The following is a 17438-nucleotide window of genomic DNA, read 5'->3' on the forward strand; positions in this document are numbered from 1 at the left end:
TCAGGAGCGGCGGCGGCGGTCGCGGACGTAGATGATCGCGGTCTTGCCCTTCTCCGTGGGGCGGCGCTCCGACTCGAACAGGCCGGTGGCCGTGAGCAGCTCGCTGAGCTTGGTGTAACCCCAGTTCCGCGCGTCGAAGTCGGGGCTCTGCTTGAGCAGGATGTGCCCGACCGCGGCCAGCGACGCCCAGCCGTCGTCGTCGGAGGCCGCCTCGACCGCGTTGCGCAGCTTGTTGACCAGCGCGCTGTCCGACTTGAGTCGCGCGCCGGAGAGCGGCGACCGCTGCGCCGCGGTGGGGGCGTCGGCCGGCTCGGACGGGCTGTGCGGAACGGTCAGGTTCTCGGTGTAGATGAACTTGTCGCACGCCGCCACGAACGGTTTCGGGGTCTTGCGCTCGCCGAAGCCGTACACGATCAGGCCGGACTCGCGGATGCGCGCCGCCAGCCGGGTGAAGTCGCTGTCGCTGGAGACGATGCAGAAACCGTCGAGGCGCCCGGAGTAGAGCAGGTCCATCGCGTCGATCACCATCGCCGCGTCGGTCGCGTTCTTCCCGGTCGTGTACGCGAACTGCTGGATCGGCTGGATGCTGTACGCCAGCAGGTGTTCCTTCCAGCCGCGCAGGTTCGTCCCGGTCCAGTCGCCGTAGGCGCGTTTGACGTGCGCCGTCCCATACTTCGCGACCTCGGCGAGCAGCCCCTCGACGATCGCCGGCTGCGCGTTGTCCGCGTCGACGAGCACGGCCAGTCGCGCGGCGCTCTCACTGGTGCTGATGCTCATCGTTTCCTTCTCCACGGGCGGACGGCCCCGACCTTACCGGGGCCGGCCACCCTCGGCATCACACCGCGAGGGGCGCCACGTCCGGCGCGTCGCGGCGGATGGCGTCGGCGGTCTCGTCGTCCGGCTGTTCCTGGGCGGCGAGCTCGGCGACCACGCGTGCCTCGTACCGCGAGATCTCCTTCTCGGTCTCCGCGTCGTCCCAGCCCAGGACCGTGGCGATCAACCTCGCGGTGGTCCGGGCCGCGGCGACGCCACGGTCCGCCGTCTCGAAGGAGATGCGCGTACGGCGGGTGAGCACGTCCTCCAGGTGGCGTGCGCCCTCGTGACCGGCCGCGTAGACGACCTCGGCCCTGAGGTAGCCGGCCGCCCCGCCGAGCGGCTCCCCGAGCGCCGGGTCCGCCTCGATCAGCGCCAGCACCTCGTCCGTGAGGGTCCCGTACCGGCGCAGCAGGTGCTCGACGCGCGACACCGGGAGGTGGTGGGCGCGGGCCAGCTGCTTGCGCCGGTTCCACGCCGCGCGGTATCCCTCCGCGCCCAGCAGCGGCACCTGCTCGGTGCACGACGGCGGCACCCGCATGCCGAGCTGCCCGGCGGCGGCGTCCACCGCGTCCCTGGCCATCACCCGGTACGTCGTGTACTTGCCGCCCGCCACCACGACCAGGCCCGGCACGGGCGTCCCGACCGCGTGCTCGCGCGACAGCCTGGCCGTGCTGTCCGCCCGCGCCGACAGCAGCGGCCGCAGCCCGGCGTACACCCCCTGCACGTCGTCGGGGGTCAGTGGGGTGGCGAGAGCCTTGTTGACCTCGTCGAGCAGGTAGTCGACGTCGGCCCGGGACGCCGCCGGGTGCGCCTTGTCCAACTCCCACGCGGTGTCGGTGGTGCCGATGATCCAGTGCCGGTCCCACGGGATGACGAACAGGACGCTCTTCGCCGTACGCAGGATCATCCCGGTGTGCCCGGCGATCTTCTCGCGCGGCACCACGAGGTGGATGCCCTTGCTGGCCGTGATCCGGAACTGCCCGGGTTCGCCGTCGAGCATCGCCTGGCTGTCGCCGGTCCACACGCCGGTCGCGTTGATCACCGTGCGCGCCCGGATCTCCAGCTCGGCCCCGGTCTCGGCGTCCCGGGCGCGGACCCCGGTCACGCGCCGGCCGTCCCGGAGGAACCCGATCACCTCGGTACGGGCGGCGACCCGCACGCCGTACGCGGCAGCGGTCCGCACCAGGAACATCGTGTGCCGCGCGTCGTCCACCTGCGCGTCGTAGTACCGGATCGCGCCGACCAGCGACTCCGGCCGCAGCGACGGGAACGCCCGCAGCGCCTCGGTGCGGCTCAGGTGCTTGTGCGCCGGCACACCGGCTCCACCGTTGCCGGCCAGCGCCAGAATGTCGTAGAGCGCGATGCCGGCTCCGACGTAGAGACGCTCCCACGCGCGGTGCTGCAACGGGTAGAGGAACGGCACCGGCCGGACCAGGTGCGGCGCGAGCCGGTTGATCAGCAGGCCGCGCTCCTTGAGCGCCTCCCGGACCAGCGCGAAGTCGAGCATCTCCAGGTAGCGCAGGCCACCGTGGATCAGCTTGCTGGACCGGCTCGACGTGCCGCTCGCGAAGTCGCGCGCCTCCAGCAGGCCCACCGACAGCCCGCGGGTCGCCGCGTCCAGGGCCGCGCCCGCGCCGACCACGCCGGCGCCCACCACCAGCACGTCGAGCTCTTCACGTGCCATCGCCTTCAGGGCGGCTTCCCGCGACTGTGCCGAGATCGCTCCGGTGTTCATGACCATTCCTTCCTGAACCCAGTCGAGGGTGCGGTCGACGGCCGTTCGCCACTGTCGCTGCCGTCCGATCGGGGCGGATGCCGGCGCCGGTCCTCCCTGTCCCGATCGCGACGCTATGAAGCGAACGGAGCCGCGGCAACGGTGACCGTGCGACAATGTCGCACGATGCCCGGCCTGATCCAGTCCATCGAACGGTCGTCGGCCGTCCTGCGGCTGCTCGCGGCCGGTCCCGGCCGGCTGCGGGTCAAGGAGATCGCCGACGCCCTCGGCCTGCCCAAGTCCACCGCCCAGAGCATCCTGCGCACGCTCACCGCGATCGGGTTCGCCGAGCAGGACCCGCGCACCGCCCGCTACCGCCTGGGCCGCGGCCTGCTCGACCTCGCCTCCACCGGCCTGGACGCCAACCAGCTCCGGGCCGGCGCGCTGAACTGGGCCGACGCGCTCGCCTCCCGCAGCGGCGAACAGGTGCACGTCGGCGCGCTCGGCGACGGCGGGGTGCTGATCGTCCACCACGTGTTCCGCCCCGACGACTCGGCGCAGTCGATGGACACCGGCAGCGTCGTGCCGGCGCACGCGACGGCGCTGGGCAAGGTGTTGCTCGCCTACCGGGCGGCGGCCGCGGAGGATCTCGCCGGGAGCGGGCTGGACGCGTACACCAGGAGAACCGTGACGACCCGGCCGGCCCTCGCCCGCGCGCTCGCCGAGACCCGCGCCCAGGGCTGGTCACTGTCGGTCGAGGAGTGGCAGGCCGACCGGGCCGGGATAGCCGCGCCGCTGCGCTCCTACGGCGGGCTGGTGATCGGCGCGATCGGCATCAGCGGTCCCGTCGAGCGGCTCTGCGACACCCGTCGCCAGGCCCGGCCCGCCCTGGTCGAGCACGTGGTCGCGGCCGCCCGGGCGATCACCCGCGACCTGGCCGGGCCGTGACCGGCCGCCACGTCCCGGCCACTGATGAGGGACCAGTGCTACCCGCATCCGCGTCGTCCTGTGACTGTTCCCGGTCCTGCGAGTTGCCCGGCAGGGGCACACTGCAGTGATCCGCTTCGATACTCTTCTTCCGTTGAACCGGGGGAGTGGCGGAGCGGTACTCCTCTGTGACCGGTTGGGCACCCAGGAGCGTGAATGCCGGTCGCCATGTCTCCGACACAGAGAAGGTGCAGCATGACGTACCCCGACCCGACTGCCGGACCGAACTACTCGCCGTCGCACGAGCCGGCGACGTACCAGCCGCCCACGTATCAGCCGCCGGCCTATGAGCCGCCCGCGCAGGCCACGCCGCCCGGGCAGGCCACCCCGCCCGCGCCGCGCCAGTCGGCACCGCCGCAGCAGCCGCCCGCGCAGTACGCTCCCGGCGCGCAGACACAGTACGGGCAGCCGGCGCACGGGCAGCCTGGTCAGTACGGGCAGCCGGCCGGGCCGGGGCAGCCCGGCTCGCAGGGCGCGCCGCAGGTCCCGCCGCCGGCGATGCCCTACCAGAACTGGGTCTCCGGAGACGCCTCGCACGACAGCGCCCAGCGGCAGATCGACCTCGCCGAGAGCGCCGCTCGGGGCAAGCGGGACATCACGGTCGGCGCGATCTGGTTCGCCGTCGGCGGGATCATCACCCTCGCCACGATGGCGTCGGCCGCGTCGGTCTACGTCGTCGCGTGGGGCCCGATGCTCTACGGCGCCTACCGGATCATCAAGGGCGTCATCGCGGTACGCAAGGTCGGCTGAACCCGACCGGCTGGGCCCGGTGGTCGTTCCGGCTCGTGCGGCACGACCACCAGACCCAGCCGGAGCCGTCACCACGGCCCGTGCGGCACCCGCCCGGACCGGGCCGGTGCCCAGTTCGTGTGACGCGACCCTCCAGACCGGTCCGGAGCCCGTCAGTTCGGTCCGCGCGCACCCGTTGATTGACGTTTCTGGATTGTTGCCGTACGTTGACCGGGAAAGCGTATTCCCACACCTCACGGCTTTCTTGTGAGTCGCTTCCCGGTCCCGTGGCCACCGCTCCGGCGGTCGCGCCGCGGATCAGGTGAGGTCGACGAACTCCGGCGATCGCCCACGCGCACCCTAGTCGCCAGGGTGCGGGCGATCGCCGGAGTCGTTTCCGCCGGCCGGGACCGCGTGAGGGTCAGGAGACGGCCACGTCGAAGACGTGCATGATGCCCTTGTCGGTGTGGTCGGGCAGGATCACCGCGGCCACCGTCCTGGCCGGGTCGAGCGCCACCGGGGTCGTGGCGAAGACCCGGAACGTCCCGGTGCCCGCCGTCCCGTTGGCGTTGTTGCGCCCCTGCAGCGTGAGCGCCTCGGTGTTGCCGGCCGGCGCGGCCGCCGCCCAGTCGCCGAGGGTGACGCCGACCTGCTGGGACGTGCCGTCCGTGTACTGCACGGTTGCCGTGCCGGTGGCCGGCCCGTTGGTGGCCAGCCCGAGGAAGGACACGCTGCTAGCGGCCTTGCCGACGGTGATCTTCTGGCCGTGCGGGATCCAGTTGTCCGGCGTGCCGGGCGCGGCGGACGGCCAGGTGAAGGTCGTGCCGGCGACGGTCAGCGCGGCGCCGGGGGTGGCGCCGGCGAGGGCCAGGGCGTTGCGGGACAGCGACCAGTCACTGAGGTCCATCGAGCCGAGGTTGCCCTGCCCGTCCGGGGTGGTGCCGGCGTTGTTGCGGGCGTCGGCCCCGGCGGGGTAGGACGGCGGGACGTCGGCGGCACCGGTGCCCCACGTGCCCGGCGTGTCCGACATGGTGAAGTCGAGCGTCCCGCCGTGCCGCACGAACGACGCGTCGACCCAGGTCGCGGTCTGACGCCTGCCGTCGACGCGCAGGCCCGTGACGTACCGGCCGGTGCCCTTGGTCTTGATCTTGATGCTGTGCCCGCCACCGATCGGGTCGATCTTCACCTTGGTGAACATCGGCCCGCTGATCACGAGGTCACCGGTGCCGTAGATCGCCGGGTAGAAGCCGAGCTGCGCGAACACGTACCACGCGCTCAGCGAGCCCTGGTCGTCGTTGCCCGGCAGGCCGGACGGGGTGGTGTCGTACATCTCCGAGACGGCCCGGTGCAGGGTGTCCGACGTGCGGGCCGGTGAGGAGAGCCAGTTGTAGACCCACGGGGTGTTGAACGCGGCCTGGTTCGACAGGTAGTTGCCGGTCTGCGTGTACGCCCCCGCGTCGAGCTGCTCCATCAGCGTGTCCAGCTGCGTGGTCGCCGCCTCGACACCGCCCCGCAGGGCGATCAGCGTGGAGAGGTTCTGCGGCACCATCCACCCGTACTGGTAGCCGGTCGACTGGTTGAACTGGCCGCGCCCGGCGCCGTCCTCGCGCACCCGCAGGTCCATCGACCGGTCGAACCCGGTCCGCTCGCGCGGCCGGATCTGCTGGGTGACCGGGTCGAAGACGTTCCGCCAGTTCTGCGCGCGGGCCTGGAAGAAGTCAGCGTTCGCCGAGTCCCCGAGCCGACCGGCGAGCTGCGCGATCGCGAAGTCGTCGACCGCGTACTCCAGGACCCGCGAGGTCGCGAAGTCGCCCTTGCGGTTCTCGATCATCCCCGTCGCGAAGTACTGGTAGCCGTCGCTGCGCGTGGTCGTGGTGGCCGGCAGCTTCTGGGTCGCGATCATCGACGCGAGCGCGGCCTCCCGGTCGTAGTCGGTGGCGCCGAGGTCGTCGAGGGTGGCCAGGATGACCTGGTAGTTGTCGCCCTGCATGCGGGCCGCGCCGGGCGCCCACCGGCCGGTCTGCCGGACCATCGCCACGATCGAGCGCTGGATGTCGTTCGCCACCTGCGGGAACGTCAGCGCGAGCAGTTGTGCCTGGCTGCGGTACATGTCCCAGCCCGAGCCGGCGAAGTTGACGTTGCGGTAGAAGTGGTGCCCGCGGTCCACCGTGTGCGCCAGCCCGTCGAAGCCGACGTACTGCCCGTTGACGTCCTCGCGCACGTTCGGCTGAAGGTAGGCGTGGTAGAGCGCGGTGTAGAACGAGGTCCGCTGCGCGGCGTCGCCTCCGTGCGCGTCGATCGTGCCGAGCGCTTCCTTCCACGCTTTCGCGGCATCCCGGCGTACGTCGTCGAAGTCGTCCTTCGCCGTTTCCCTGTCCCGGTTGAGCGCCGCGTTCGCCACGCTCACATAGCTGAAACCGGTCTTCGCGGTCACCTTGGAGCCGGGCGCGAAGGTCACCCAGCCGCCCGTGTCGTGACGGTAGTCGACGCTCGTGTCCGTGCCGGCCTTGACCGCGTGGGTACTGCCCGTGGTCAGGTCCGCGTCGTTCCAGGTGCCGTAGGAGGCGAACGGCTTGTCGTACGTCGTCGAGAAGTACGCCTTGTACGTGTTGCCGACGTCGCACACGTCGGCGCCGTACATCCAGCCGGAGACCGTCCGCGTCGCCGGGTCGATCGTGATCTCGCTGCCGAACGACCGGTTGTTCTGCCCCGACACGTCCAGCAGCAGCGTGGCCTTGCCGGTGAAGGCGTACCGGCTGACGGCCGTGCGTGTGGTCGCGGTCAGCTCGGCGGTCACCCCGTTGTCCAGCGCGACCTTGTAGTAGCCGGGTTTCGAGACCTCGTGGTCGTGGCTGAACCCCAGGTAGTAGCTCTTGATGTCGGTGGACGGATTCACCGGCAGGACATCCCCGGCGTACGGGATGGCCGGGAACTCGTACCCGCCGTAACGTCCCGTGCAGCCGGTGCCGGAGTACCGCGTCAGCCCGAACCCGCGGATCAGGCTCGCGGTGTACTCGTAGCCGCCCTTCTCGCCGACCAGCGCGTTACCGGCCTGGTACGTCGTCGGGCTCGGCTGCACCATGCCGAACGGGACGGCCGCGCCGGGGAACGTGTTGCCGTACGCGTCGTTGCTCTTGTTCTGCGTCGTGTCCATCTCGGTGCCGATGAACTGGTTCACCGCGTCGGACGGCGAGAGCTCCGAGGCTGCCGCGGGCACGGCGAGCGTCGTCAGCGACAGTACCGGCCCGAGCGCCGCGGCCAGCAGCGCTCTTCGGGGAAAGCTGATCATTTCGATGATCCTGGTGTCCGCAGAGGACCGGCGCATGTCGGAGAATCGTCGGGCAAGCATCGCCCGGGTAAGATCACTCGGCGTGAGCCGGCTGACACTCGACGACGACACCGGCATCGACGACGGCGGCATCGTCTCGAGGGACACTGCTTCGGGGGACACCGTCGCCGCCTGGGAGGACCCGGCCGGCCGTGCCACCTGGGCCGCCGAGGACTGGCAGCCGGAACCCGAGATCGTCGCGTACGCCCGGCTCGGCCCCTGGGAAGCGGCCCTCGCCCGGATCGGCCGGCACGCGCAGCTCGGCGTCCGGCACGACGGCGGCCGCCCCGCCTGGCACGGTCTCGGCAAGTCACCGGGCGACATGAACCGCGGCATGGTCGGCGCCACCCTGCTCGCCCCGGGCCGCCTCGCCGACGTCACCGCCGTGACCCGCCAGGAGGACTTCACCGGCGTCCAGGTGCAGGGCGCCCAGCGCGTCCAGCAGCTCGTCGTCCCGCGGATCGTCGAGCACCCGCCGGGCGAGGAGATGGAGCCCGCCGAGGCCCGCTTCGCGATCGGCGCCCCGGCCGCGCAGGCCCCGGCCGCGCCGCTCGACCTTCCCGAGGAGTTGACCGAGGCGCTGCTCCGGCGATTGCGCCGCAAGCCGGTCGACGTCACCCGGATCGCGGTCGGCCTGCGGGTCGCCGAGACCTGGCAGCTCCCGGACGGCTTCCAGCTCCCACTCGTCTACGACGTGGCCCCCGGCAAGTCCCAGGGGTACGTCGTCGACGAGTCCACCGGCACGGCCGTGACCAGCCTGCAGGCCTGCCGCAACCATCACCTGGCCGGCACGCTCGCCTGGTGCGCGCACTGCCTGCTGCCGACGTGCCCGGCCTGCCCCGAGACGGTCCGCCCGTGCCGGCTCTGCCAGGGCGCGACCTGCGGCGACTGCGTCGTCACTGAGGACGGCCGCTGCCGCGCCTGCGCGGCCCTGACCAAGGTCGGCATGTTCGCCCGCGCGAAGTACGGCGTGGGCGCCGGCGGCTCGGCCTGGCACGGCGAGTCGCCGAACGTCCAGGTCACCATCCGCCAGCAGCGCAACTGGTGGACCCTGGAACGCTGGGACCGATCCGGCCGGGTCACCATCCCGCTCGACCCGGGAGTCGTGCAGTACCTGCGCTGACGGCGGAACCACTGCCGCTCGCCGTGCGTCGGACCGTGCATGATCGATCTCCGCGGGCGCCGGGCCGCGCTGCTCACCGTGATCCCCGCCCTCGCGCTCTCCGCTTGTGGCGGCGGTTCCTCCGGTACGGCGGGGAAGTCCGCCGACGCCATCCGCGCGGCCGGGGCGAAACTGCCGTCGGACTACTCCTACGTGCTGACCTCCGGCTGCGCCCGGCAGTCCCTGCGCGGCACCCACGAGATCGTCGTCGTGCAGGGGCGGGTGACGTCCGTGACCCCGGTCGACGTGTCCGCCGCGGTGGACTACCCGACCGTCACGGCGCTGCTCGACAGCGCTCTCGGCGCCGGTGCGGAGGCCGACGTCGAGTTCGGGACGGACGCCGCCGGGCTGCCCGCGCGCCTGTCGATCGACCCGGATCGGAACACCAGCGACGACGAGCAGTGCTACGTCTTCTCGGGGATCACCCCGGTGCCCGGGCAGCGGTCGCCGGGGTGAGCATCGGGCTCGGAGACGTGGTGGTGATCGGCGGGCGCCCGGGCGGGAGACGTACGCTCCCAGCGTGCTCACCTCCATCGGGCTCCGAGGCCGCTCCCGCGAACGTGACCAGCTCGAACGCCTGATCCGGGACGTCCGCTCGGGCCGCAGCCGGGTCCTGGTGCTGCGCGGCGAGGCCGGCACCGGCAAGTCGGCCCTCCTCGACTACCTGGTCGACCAGGCGCCGGCGACCCGGGTGGTCCGCGCGGCCGGCGTCGAGCCGGAGACCGAGCTGGCCTACTCCGCGGTGCAGCAGCTCGTCGCCCCGCTCCTGCCGTACCTGGACAGGCTGCCCGAGCCGCAGCGGGCCGCGCTCTCCACCGCGCTCGGCCTGAGCGCCGGCCGCCCACCGGAAGCGCTGCTCATCGGCCTGGCCGTGCTCGGCCTGCTCGCCGAGGCAGCGGTGGACCAGCCGCTGGTCGTGGTCGTCGACGACGCGCAGTGGCTCGACCGGATGTCCGAGGTCATCCTCACGTTCGTGGCCCGGCGGCTCGACGCCGAGTCGGTCGCGCTGGTCTTCGCGGCGCGCACCCCGGCCGACGAGACCCTGCTCACCGGGCTGCCCGAGCTGCGCGTCGAGGGCCTGCCGGAAGCGGACGCCCGCGCGCTGCTCGACACCGTGCTGCCCGGCCTGGCCGACGCCCGGGTCCGGGACCGGATCGTCGCCGAGACCCGCGGCAACCCCCTGGCCCTGCTGGAGTTGCCCCGCGGGACGGACCCGGCCTTCGGGTTCGGCATCCCGGCCGCGGACAGCGTCGCCGGCCACCTCGAGCAGGCCTTCGGCCGCCGGATCGCCGCCCTGCCCCCGCAGACCCGCACGCTGCTGCTCGCCGCCGCCGTCGAACCGGTCGGGAACGTGCCGCTGCTCTGGCGCGCGGCCGAGCTGCTCGGCGTCGGCGCCGAGGCGGCCGGTCCCGCCGAGGCCGCCGGCCTGGTCGAGATCGGCGCCCGGGTCCGCTTCCGGCACCCGCTCGCCCGCTCCGCCGCCTGGCACGGCGCCGACCCGGCGCAACTGCGCGCGGTGCACCGGGCGCTGGCCGAGGCCACCGACGCCGGCGAGGACCCGGACAGGCGCGCCTGGCACCGCGGGCACGCCGCAGCGGGGCCGGACGAAGAGGTCGCCGGGGAGCTGGAGAGCTCCGCCGGGCGCGCGTTGTCCCGGGGCGGCCGGGCCGCCGCGGCCGCCTTCCTCGAACGGGCCGCCGAGCTGACCCCGGAACCCGGTCGCCGCGCCACCCGGATGCTCGCCGCCGCCCGGGCCCGGCTGGCGTCCGGCGGCGCCGCGGCCGTCCCGGACCTGCTCGCCGCCGCGGAGCAGGGGCCGCTCGACGCGCTCGCGCGGGCAACGGTCGAGCGGCTGCGCGCACAGATCGCGTTCGTGCTCAACACCGGGCGGGAAGTGGTTCCGCCCCTGATCGAGGCCGCCGGCCGGCTGGAGAGCCTGGACCCGGCGGCGGCCCGCGAGACGTACCTGTCGGCGGTCGGCGCGGCGATCAACGCCGGCCGGTTCGGCGCGGACGATCTCCGGCTCGCCGTCGACGCGGCCGCCGGATCCCTCGCCGGCGTATCCCTCGCTGCCGGAACGCTCGCTGCCGGCTCGCCCGCTCCCGGCTCGGTCGCCGCCGGATCGCTCGCCGGTGATGTGGAGCCGGCCGGGCTGTTGCTCGCCTCCCTCGTCACCTGGGCCCGCGAGGGGCACACGGCCGCGGTGCCGGCGTTCCGGCGGGCCCTCGCGGCCGTCCCCGCCGACGCCGAGCTCGACCTGCTCTGGCTCACCGGGATGCTGGTCCACGAGGTGTTCGACGACGAGGCGTTCCTCGAACGCACCGAGCAGGCGGTCACCTCCGCCCGCGCGGCCGGGGCGCTGTCGAGGTTGCCGGGCGCCCTGACGTTCCGGTCCACCGCGCTGATCCACGCCGGCCGGTTCGCCGACGCGTCCGACCTGATCGACGAGGCCGCAGCCCTGGCCCGGGCGACCGGGGCCGCCCCGCACCCGGCCAGCGGCAGCATCCTCGCCGCCTACCGCGGGAAGATCGGGGAGGCTCTCGCGATGATCGACGAGTTGTCCCGGGAAGCGCGGGCCGGCGGGGCCGGCTGGCTGCTCGGCGTCGCCGGTTACAGCCGGGCCGTCCTGCACAACGGCCACGGCGACTACGCGGCTGCCCTGGCCGCGGCCCGGGAGGCGGCCGCGTACGAGGACCTCGCGATCCTGCAGTGGTCGCTCGGTGAGCTCGTCGAGGCGGCCGCCCGGTCCGGCGCGACCGAGGAGGCCGCGCAGGCCCGGGACCGGCTCGTCGCCCGGGCCGCCGCCGTCGGCACCCCCTGGGCCCGCGGCGTGCGGGCTATGGCGGACGCGCTGGTCGGCGACGCCGAGGACGACTACCGGGCAGCGGTCGAGGCATTCGGCGCCGGTCGGCTCACACTGTCGCTGGCCCGGGCGCGGTTGCTCTACGGCGAGTGGCTGCGCCGGGCGAACCGGCGCGCCGAGGCACGCGATCAACTGCGGCCCGCGTACGAGGCGTTCAGCACCATGGGCGCCGAGGGTTTCGCCGAGCGGGCCGGGCGGGAGCTCACCGCGATGGGCGAGACGGTGCGCAAACGATCGGCGGGCACCCCCGCGGAGCTGACCGCGCAGGAGTCGCAGATCGCACGACTGGCCGCGGCCGGCCGTACCAACCCGGAGATCGCCGCCGTCCTGTTCCTCAGCCCCCGGACGGTCGAGTGGCACCTCCGCAAGGTCTTCACCAAGCTCGGCGTCACGTCCCGCCGCGACCTTCCCGCCGCCGTGGGCCGCGTCCCCTGACCGCACCCGCCTCTGCCGCCCGCCCTGCCCATGACCGCACCGCGCCGCTGCCGCCCGCTTTTGCCCTGACCGCGCCGCGCCGCTGCCGCCGTCCTGCCCCTGCGCCGCCCGCGACGCCGTGGCCGCCCCGGGCCCGCTGCGCGCCGCCGCCCTCCCGGGCTGGCGCTCACGGTTGTTTCCCGGCCCGGAAACAACCCTCAGAGCCAGCCGGGAGGGAAGCGGCGCGCAGCGGGCCTGACCCGGGACGAGGTCGCGTGCCGGCTCGGCGGGGCGGTCGAGGAGCGAGGGCGTCCTCCGGGCGTACGGGAAGAGGGGTTTGGGGCTCGGCCCGGCGTGGGGGAACGCCGGGCCGAGCAATGGGGATGGGGGTCAGTAGCCGATGCGGAAGGTCGCGTCCTGCTTGTCGGTGGTGGCCGAGCCGCTCGTGATCGGGTCGATGCGCAGGACATTGCTGTAGTGCCGCAGGTACCGGTCCGGGTAGTTGTGGGACCGGAACGACGTCCAGCTCGCATCGGCGAAGCCGGCCGTCTTGTGGAACGTGGCGTCGGCGCCGAACGTGCCGCTGCCGTCGTTCGCGGCGAGGACCAGGGCGTAATCCTTGTGGCGCAGATACCGGTCGGGATAGTTGACCGAGCGGAACGACACTCCGGACGCGTCGGCCAGGCCCGGCACCAGGGTCCACTGCTGGTCCTGGTAGGGATCGAAGGGGTAGGTGTCGATCCGGGCGACGTTGTCGGCGTGCCGGAGGTAGCGGTCCGGGTAGTTGTAGGACTTGATCCTGTTCCACGACGGCGTGCCCCACCGGGCGGTCAGGGCGGAGAGCTCGCCGGAGGTGATCGGCGCGATGCCGCAATGCTTGGAGTTCAGCGGCTGGGTGTACGCACGGTCACCGAGCAGCGTCCACGAGCCACTGGCCAGGTTGGTGGTCTGCCAGCAGAAGAACCTGCCGTTCGGGCTCCACGTGTCGCCCCACATGTACCAGACGTCGGAGGTGTTCGACTTGACGATCTGTGGTGCCTCGACGCCGCGTCCGGGACTGATCGCGCTGGTGTAGACGCTGAGGTTGCGGGTGCCGAGCAGGGTGCTGTTGGTGTTGTTCTTGTAGTACATGTACGTCGTGCCGCCGGCCGTCACGAACGTGCCGTCGATCGCGTCGTACCCGGGGTCGTAGTAGACCGCGTTCGCCGACGCCGTCACGAAGTCGCTCGTGTAGTTGATCATCAGGACGTTGTGGCCGGTGCTGTTCACGGCGGAGCAGACGATGGCGTACTGCCCGCGCGACGCGTCCCAGTACGCCTCCGGCGCCCAGGCGTGCGTGGCCAGCGAGTGCACCTTGATCCGGCGGTAACCGGTGAACGTCCGCAGGTCGGTGGAGTCCCAGACGTGCAGGTACTGGCTCTGGTACGACCAGTCGGTGCCGTACAGGTCGGTGGCCAGCACGACGAAGGTGCCGTCCTGTTTGCGCAGCAGGAACGGGTCGCGCAGGCCGAGGCTGCCGGCGGTGGGGGTGGCGACCGGCCTGTTCTGGTTGAGCGGGGTCCAGTTCAGGCCGTCCGAGCTGACGGCCAGGTGCAGGCCGTAGTTGGCGGCGGTCATCGACGGGGACTCGGTGAAGTACACCATCGCGTAACCGGAGTAGGTGGCGGCCTGGGCAGCGGACGGCACGAACAGGGAGGCTGCCGCGCCGGCCAGGAGGGTCCGACGTCTCATACCGTCTCCTTCACGACTTGTTAGCGCTAACAATTCTGCGCGTACGGGGGATGTCGTACCGAGATCAGGATGGATCGGCGCAGGCGAGCCCGGGGTGTGGCCGCCTTCGATTCGAATTTTCTGAATGATTGCGCTCAGATTGCGGCGCTGTCAAGAATGCCCGGCAGGTCGCTTCGGACCTGCCGGGCACGGCGGGAGTGCCGGAACGACTCAGGCGGAACGCCGGTCCGCCGCCGCGGCCAGATTCGCGGCCTCCGCCTCCTCCGCGTTCGCGCAGGCCACCACCACGTCGTGCATCGTGCGGTAGAACGCCGACACTGCCAGCGTGGACCGCCGGTCGATCCCGCCGACCAGTTTCGCCCGCTCGTTGCGGTACGGCTCCCGCCGCGGCGCGAACCCCAGCAGGTATCGGGCGCTGCTCCGGGCGGCCAGCGCGTCGTGGAACACCCCGCGCGTAGTCCCCGGGGGAACCCACGACTCCAGCACGACCAGATCGGCGTCCCGCAGATGCCCCGCGATCGTGTCCGCGGCGGCCAGCACCGGCCCGAGATCCGGCCGGCCCCGCCGCAGCGGCACCGGCGCGGTCACCAGGTAGACGGTGCACCCGGCGAGCCAGGCAGGATCGTCCGTCGCGTGGTAGCGCCCCGTCTCGTGCATCGCCACCAGCTCGTGCCCGAGCGACGAGCGTCCCGCACGCAGCCGGGCTATCAGTTCCGGATCGGTGTCGAAGCCGGCGACGGTGTGCCCGGCGATGATCGCGGTCCGGGCGAGGGACAGCCCGGCGGCGTCCTGCCCGACGACGGCGACGCGACAGCCGTGCGTGGCGGGCTCGGGTGTGGTGGCGATGACGGTGACTCCTTGCCGTCGCTGAACTTGATCGGTCCAGAAAGAACCATAGGTCGATTCAGGTCGCTCGGTAATCGCTCTCCGGTGGTCCACCGAATGGTCGTTTCCGCACCGTCCGGGCGATTCCGTTGTCAGCATCCGGTCAGACCCTTGAGCCCAAGATGTCACTGACCGTACGGATGACTGTTTGGCATCAGGATGCCGTGAGGTGACCTGCGACCTTGACAGGAATCGTCCATCGCAGCAGGGTATAGCGCCTAGGCCTGTTGATCTCGGACGTCTTGCGCACCACGCCCTCCGGCAACACGCCAGTCGGCAAATGGTTACACACGGTGAGGGGGCCGGGATGGAACTGGATCCACAGGACTACGACGCGCTGTTGCACGGTCAGTCGATGGTCGAGAAGTGGCGGCGCAGCGACCACGCGGCCGCCGTCGCCGCCGAGCTGATGAAGCTGCACGGCGGCACCGTGCCGATGAGCGAGCTGCTCTGGGCCGGCGCCGAGGCCTTCCTGCCACGCCAGTGGAACGCCGGCCGCGCCGCCGAGCCTCCGGCCGCCGCCGCCGACATCTACGAACGCTGGCGGCGGCTGCACGAGCGCCGCCTCCGCCGCCAGCGGCAAGCCGACGGCAAGAGCTAGCGCCGGCGCTTGAGGGTGCGTTCGTAGTCCTGGAAGCGCGCCTTCGCGATCACCGAACGGTCCGGGGTGCGCAACACGATGCCCTCGGGCCGCCCCTGACCGCTGTCGTCGAGCGCGACCAGGGTCCCCGGCAGCCGTTCGCCGAGGAAGGCGTGCATCCCGGCCACGTCGGCCGGCAGTTCCCGGCCGTCGATGGTGAACAGTCTCGGCGTGAGGTCGAAAGCGGTCACCGCCCGCAGCTCGTCCTCGGTCAGGAACGTCTGGCCGCCACCGTCGCGCCACGCCGCGATCTGCTGGGCCGGCCAGGTCAGCCGCTCGGTGAGGTCGCCGATCTCGGCCACGTCGAACAGGCGCCAGCCGACCGCGCCGCGCGTGCTGTACTGCTTCGCGTGGGCGCCGATCTTGCCGCCGTACAGCTCCAGGTAGTAGACCCGCAGCGTGTCCACCGGCAGCTCCTGATCCGGCAGGGCGTCGGCGACCTCGCGCAGGCTCGCCACGATGCCCTGCGACGGGTTGCCGATCAGGTCACCCCGGGCGTAGAGCAACTCCTCGCGCGAGCCGAGCAGATAGTTCCCGTCCGGCAGCGCGATGATCCGCGAGTTCGTGCCGTCGACCTTCTCGGTGCCGATCACCGGGCCGGTGAACGGGGTGACGGTTTCGGTCAGGCCGCCGTTGCGGGGATCCAGCTCGTGATACGTCGGGATCGACGGATACTTGGTCAGCGAGTTGAGCGCTTTCAGATCGGCGGTCCGCATGTCGAAGTCGGCCATGCGCTCATCTATCGCACGTTCGGGCAACCCATCGCGACGCATTTAGCTCTATCCTCCGAGGCAGCCTAACTGTCCGGAGGGGACCGTGACCGAGCCGCTGGACACCGGACGACCGCATCCGGCCCGCGTCTACGACGTGTTGCTGGGTGGCAAGGACAACTTCGCCGCCGACCGGGCGGCCGCCGCGCAGGGCCTCGAGGTGAACCCGAACGCGGCCACCGCGCCCCGGCAGAACCGCGCGTTCCTCCAGCGGACCGTGCGGTTCCTCGCCGGCCGGGGGATCCGCCAGTTCCTGGACATCGGCACCGGTCTGCCCACCTCGCCGAACGTGCACGAGGTCGCGCAGGGCGCCGACCCGTCGTCGCGGATCGTCTACGTCGACAACGACCAGCTGGTGCTCGCCCACGCCCGCGCGTTGCTGACCAGTGCGCCGCAGGGCCGGACGGAGTATGTCGACGGGGACCTGCGCCGGGTCGACGAGATCCTGGCCGCGCCCGCGCTGCGGGAGACGCTCGACCTGGACCAGCCGGTCGGGGTGCTGCTCTTCGCGGTCCTGCACTTCATCGAGGACTCCGACGACCCGTATGCGATCGTGCGCCGGATCATGGCCGCCGTCCCGTCCGGCAGCTACCTGGTCCTCTCCCACATCACCGCCGATCACGACCCGGAGTCGTGGGCACGGTTCGCCCAGCTCATGCGCGCCCAGGGCATTCCGACCCGGGTGCGCAGCCACGCCGAGGTGACAGCGTTCTTCGACGGCCTGGACCTGGTCGAGCCCGGCGTCGTGCCGATCCTGCGCTGGCACCCGGAGCAGGACGTCCCGTTCACCGACGCGCAGGTGGCACTCTACGGCGGCGTCGCCCGCAAACCCTAGATCAAGATCAGACCCAGCTTCCCGTACGCCGTGAGCACCGCCCCGTGCGCCCGCAACCCCCGCCCGCGCCCGCAACCCCCGCCCGCCCGCAACGCCCGCCCGCGCCCGCAACGCCCGCCCGCGCCCGCAACGCCCGCCCGCAACGCCCGCTGGGTCGGCGGCACCGGCTGGTGCAGGCCGGTCTCGCGCGAGGTCAGCCCGGGCCGGGGTGGCTGCCGCGGTGCGGCGTCCCGGCTGGTCCTCACGGTCGTTATTCGTGCCTCATAACGACCGTGAGCGCCAGCCGGTCGGGCGTGCGTCGCGGCGCGGGCTGAGGTGGGCCGGGTCTCGCGCGAGGTTCGTCCAGGGTCACGCTGGCTGCGGCGGCGCGGGGTGTCGGCTGGTGCTCATGGGCGTTATCCGGGACGGATAACGCCCATGAGCACCAGCCGGAAACCGGGAGGCGCGGCAGGTGGGTGAGTGCGCTGGGGTTGCGGGGAAGACTCCGGGCTGAGGCGCGGGGTGCCGGGTGAGTGGGCTGGGGGTTGCGGGGGGAGGGGCCGGCGGAGGCGCGGGGTGGCCGGG

At 72.4% G+C, this 17438-nt stretch carries 14 protein-coding genes; 7 read left to right on the plus strand and 7 right to left on the minus strand.

What is annotated here, in order from left to right; genetic code table 11:
• Nucleotides 1-777: an NYN domain-containing protein gene (locus Acy02nite_RS34550; RefSeq protein WP_203750806.1), complete on the minus strand. Its 777-nt coding sequence runs from the start codon at nt 775-777 to the stop codon at nt 1-3.
• A 58-nt stretch (nt 778-835) separates the two neighbouring features.
• Entirely contained in the window at nt 836-2551 is a 1716-nt protein-coding gene (locus Acy02nite_RS34555; RefSeq protein ID WP_203750809.1) for a glycerol-3-phosphate dehydrogenase/oxidase, read from the minus strand.
• Between the two features lie 165 nt (nt 2552-2716).
• On the opposite strand from Acy02nite_RS34555, the gene Acy02nite_RS34560 reads away from it, so the two are divergent.
• Together Acy02nite_RS34560 and Acy02nite_RS34565 are read left to right on the plus strand one after the other, a co-directional pair.
• Nucleotides 2717-3478, plus strand: a complete 762-nt coding sequence (locus tag Acy02nite_RS34560) for an IclR family transcriptional regulator (RefSeq protein ID WP_203750812.1) — start codon at nt 2717-2719, stop codon at nt 3476-3478.
• Nucleotides 3479-3712: 234 nt separating this feature from the next.
• Nucleotides 3713-4267 carry a hypothetical protein gene (locus Acy02nite_RS34565; protein WP_203750815.1) on the plus strand — a complete coding sequence of 185 codons (555 nt, stop codon included), beginning with the start codon at nt 3713-3715 and terminating at the stop codon, nt 4265-4267.
• A 400-nt stretch (nt 4268-4667) separates the two neighbouring features.
• On the opposite strand, the gene Acy02nite_RS34570 is transcribed toward Acy02nite_RS34565, so the two are convergent.
• Nucleotides 4668-7535: a GH92 family glycosyl hydrolase gene (locus tag Acy02nite_RS34570; RefSeq protein ID WP_203750827.1), complete on the minus strand. Its 2868-nt coding sequence runs from the start codon at nt 7533-7535 to the stop codon at nt 4668-4670.
• A gap of 82 nt (nt 7536-7617) precedes the next feature.
• Here Acy02nite_RS34570 and Acy02nite_RS34575 point away from each other — a divergent pair, with 82 nt between their 5' ends.
• The 3 genes from Acy02nite_RS34575 to Acy02nite_RS34585 all read left to right on the plus strand — a co-directional run bounded on the left by Acy02nite_RS34575 (nt 7618) and on the right by Acy02nite_RS34585 (nt 12034).
• On the plus strand, nt 7618-8697 hold the full coding sequence (locus Acy02nite_RS34575) for a hypothetical protein (RefSeq protein WP_203750829.1): 1080 nt from the start codon (nt 7618-7620) through the stop codon (nt 8695-8697).
• Between the two features lie 39 nt (nt 8698-8736).
• A complete protein-coding gene (locus Acy02nite_RS34580) occupies nt 8737-9192 on the plus strand; it encodes a DUF6174 domain-containing protein (protein WP_203750831.1) in 456 nt (151 codons plus the stop codon).
• A gap of 64 nt (nt 9193-9256) precedes the next feature.
• Nucleotides 9257-12034 (plus strand): AAA family ATPase, encoded by a 2778-nt coding sequence (locus tag Acy02nite_RS34585; protein WP_203750839.1) that lies wholly within the window; start codon nt 9257-9259, stop codon nt 12032-12034.
• A gap of 369 nt (nt 12035-12403) precedes the next feature.
• Here the strand turns inward: Acy02nite_RS34585 and Acy02nite_RS34590 are convergent, their stop codons facing one another.
• Nucleotides 12404-13744: a glycoside hydrolase family 43 protein gene (locus Acy02nite_RS34590; protein WP_203750849.1), complete on the minus strand. Its 1341-nt coding sequence runs from the start codon at nt 13742-13744 to the stop codon at nt 12404-12406.
• Between the two features lie 210 nt (nt 13745-13954).
• Complete coding sequence (locus Acy02nite_RS34595) at nt 13955-14683, minus strand: nucleotide sugar dehydrogenase (RefSeq protein ID WP_203750851.1); 729 nt, start codon at nt 14681-14683, stop codon at nt 13955-13957.
• Between the two features lie 253 nt (nt 14684-14936).
• On the opposite strand from Acy02nite_RS34595, the gene Acy02nite_RS34600 reads away from it, so the two are divergent.
• A complete protein-coding gene (locus tag Acy02nite_RS34600) occupies nt 14937-15230 on the plus strand; it encodes a hypothetical protein (protein WP_203750853.1) in 294 nt (97 codons plus the stop codon).
• Here the strand turns inward: Acy02nite_RS34600 and Acy02nite_RS34605 are convergent.
• Nucleotides 15227-16000, minus strand: a complete 774-nt coding sequence (locus tag Acy02nite_RS34605; RefSeq protein ID WP_203750855.1) for an RNA ligase family protein — start codon at nt 15998-16000, stop codon at nt 15227-15229. The two genes, Acy02nite_RS34600 and Acy02nite_RS34605, sit on opposite strands and share 4 nt — an antisense overlap.
• 85 nt (nt 16001-16085) lie before the next feature.
• On the opposite strand from Acy02nite_RS34605, the gene Acy02nite_RS34610 reads away from it, so the two are divergent.
• The gene (locus tag Acy02nite_RS34610; RefSeq protein ID WP_203750857.1) at nt 16086-16874 is read left to right on the plus strand and encodes an SAM-dependent methyltransferase; all 789 of its coding nucleotides are present in this window, start codon (nt 16086-16088) and stop codon (nt 16872-16874) included.
• Here the strand turns inward: Acy02nite_RS34610 and Acy02nite_RS34615 are convergent.
• A complete protein-coding gene (locus tag Acy02nite_RS34615; RefSeq protein ID WP_203750859.1) occupies nt 16871-17119 on the minus strand; it encodes a hypothetical protein in 249 nt (82 codons plus the stop codon). The two genes, Acy02nite_RS34610 and Acy02nite_RS34615, sit on opposite strands and share 4 nt — an antisense overlap.
• Nucleotides 17120-17438: the final 319 nt, after the last annotated feature.

It is taken from the genome of Actinoplanes cyaneus, assembly GCF_016862095.1.
GTDB classification, from domain to species: Bacteria; Actinomycetota; Actinomycetes; order Mycobacteriales; family Micromonosporaceae; genus Actinoplanes; species Actinoplanes cyaneus.

What these genes read in the sequence shown, in the direction of transcription:
- Acy02nite_RS34550 (WP_203750806.1), bottom strand. Translation starts at nt 777, where the DNA reads ATGAGCATCAGCACCAGTGAGAGCGCCGCGCGACTGGCCGTGCTCGTC.
- Acy02nite_RS34555 (WP_203750809.1), bottom strand. Translation starts at nt 2,551, where the DNA reads ATGAACACCGGAGCGATCTCGGCACAGTCGCGGGAAGCCGCCCTGAAG.
- Acy02nite_RS34560 (WP_203750812.1), top strand. Translation starts at nt 2,717, where the DNA reads ATGCCCGGCCTGATCCAGTCCATCGAACGGTCGTCGGCCGTCCTGCGG.
- Acy02nite_RS34565 (WP_203750815.1), top strand. Translation starts at nt 3,713, where the DNA reads ATGACGTACCCCGACCCGACTGCCGGACCGAACTACTCGCCGTCGCAC.
- Acy02nite_RS34570 (WP_203750827.1), bottom strand. Translation starts at nt 7,535, where the DNA reads ATGATCAGCTTTCCCCGAAGAGCGCTGCTGGCCGCGGCGCTCGGGCCG.
- Acy02nite_RS34580 (WP_203750831.1), top strand. Translation starts at nt 8,737, where the DNA reads ATGATCGATCTCCGCGGGCGCCGGGCCGCGCTGCTCACCGTGATCCCC.
- Acy02nite_RS34590 (WP_203750849.1), bottom strand. Translation starts at nt 13,744, where the DNA reads ATGAGACGTCGGACCCTCCTGGCCGGCGCGGCAGCCTCCCTGTTCGTG.
- Acy02nite_RS34600 (WP_203750853.1), top strand. Translation starts at nt 14,937, where the DNA reads ATGGAACTGGATCCACAGGACTACGACGCGCTGTTGCACGGTCAGTCG.
- Acy02nite_RS34605 (WP_203750855.1), bottom strand. Translation starts at nt 16,000, where the DNA reads ATGGCCGACTTCGACATGCGGACCGCCGATCTGAAAGCGCTCAACTCG.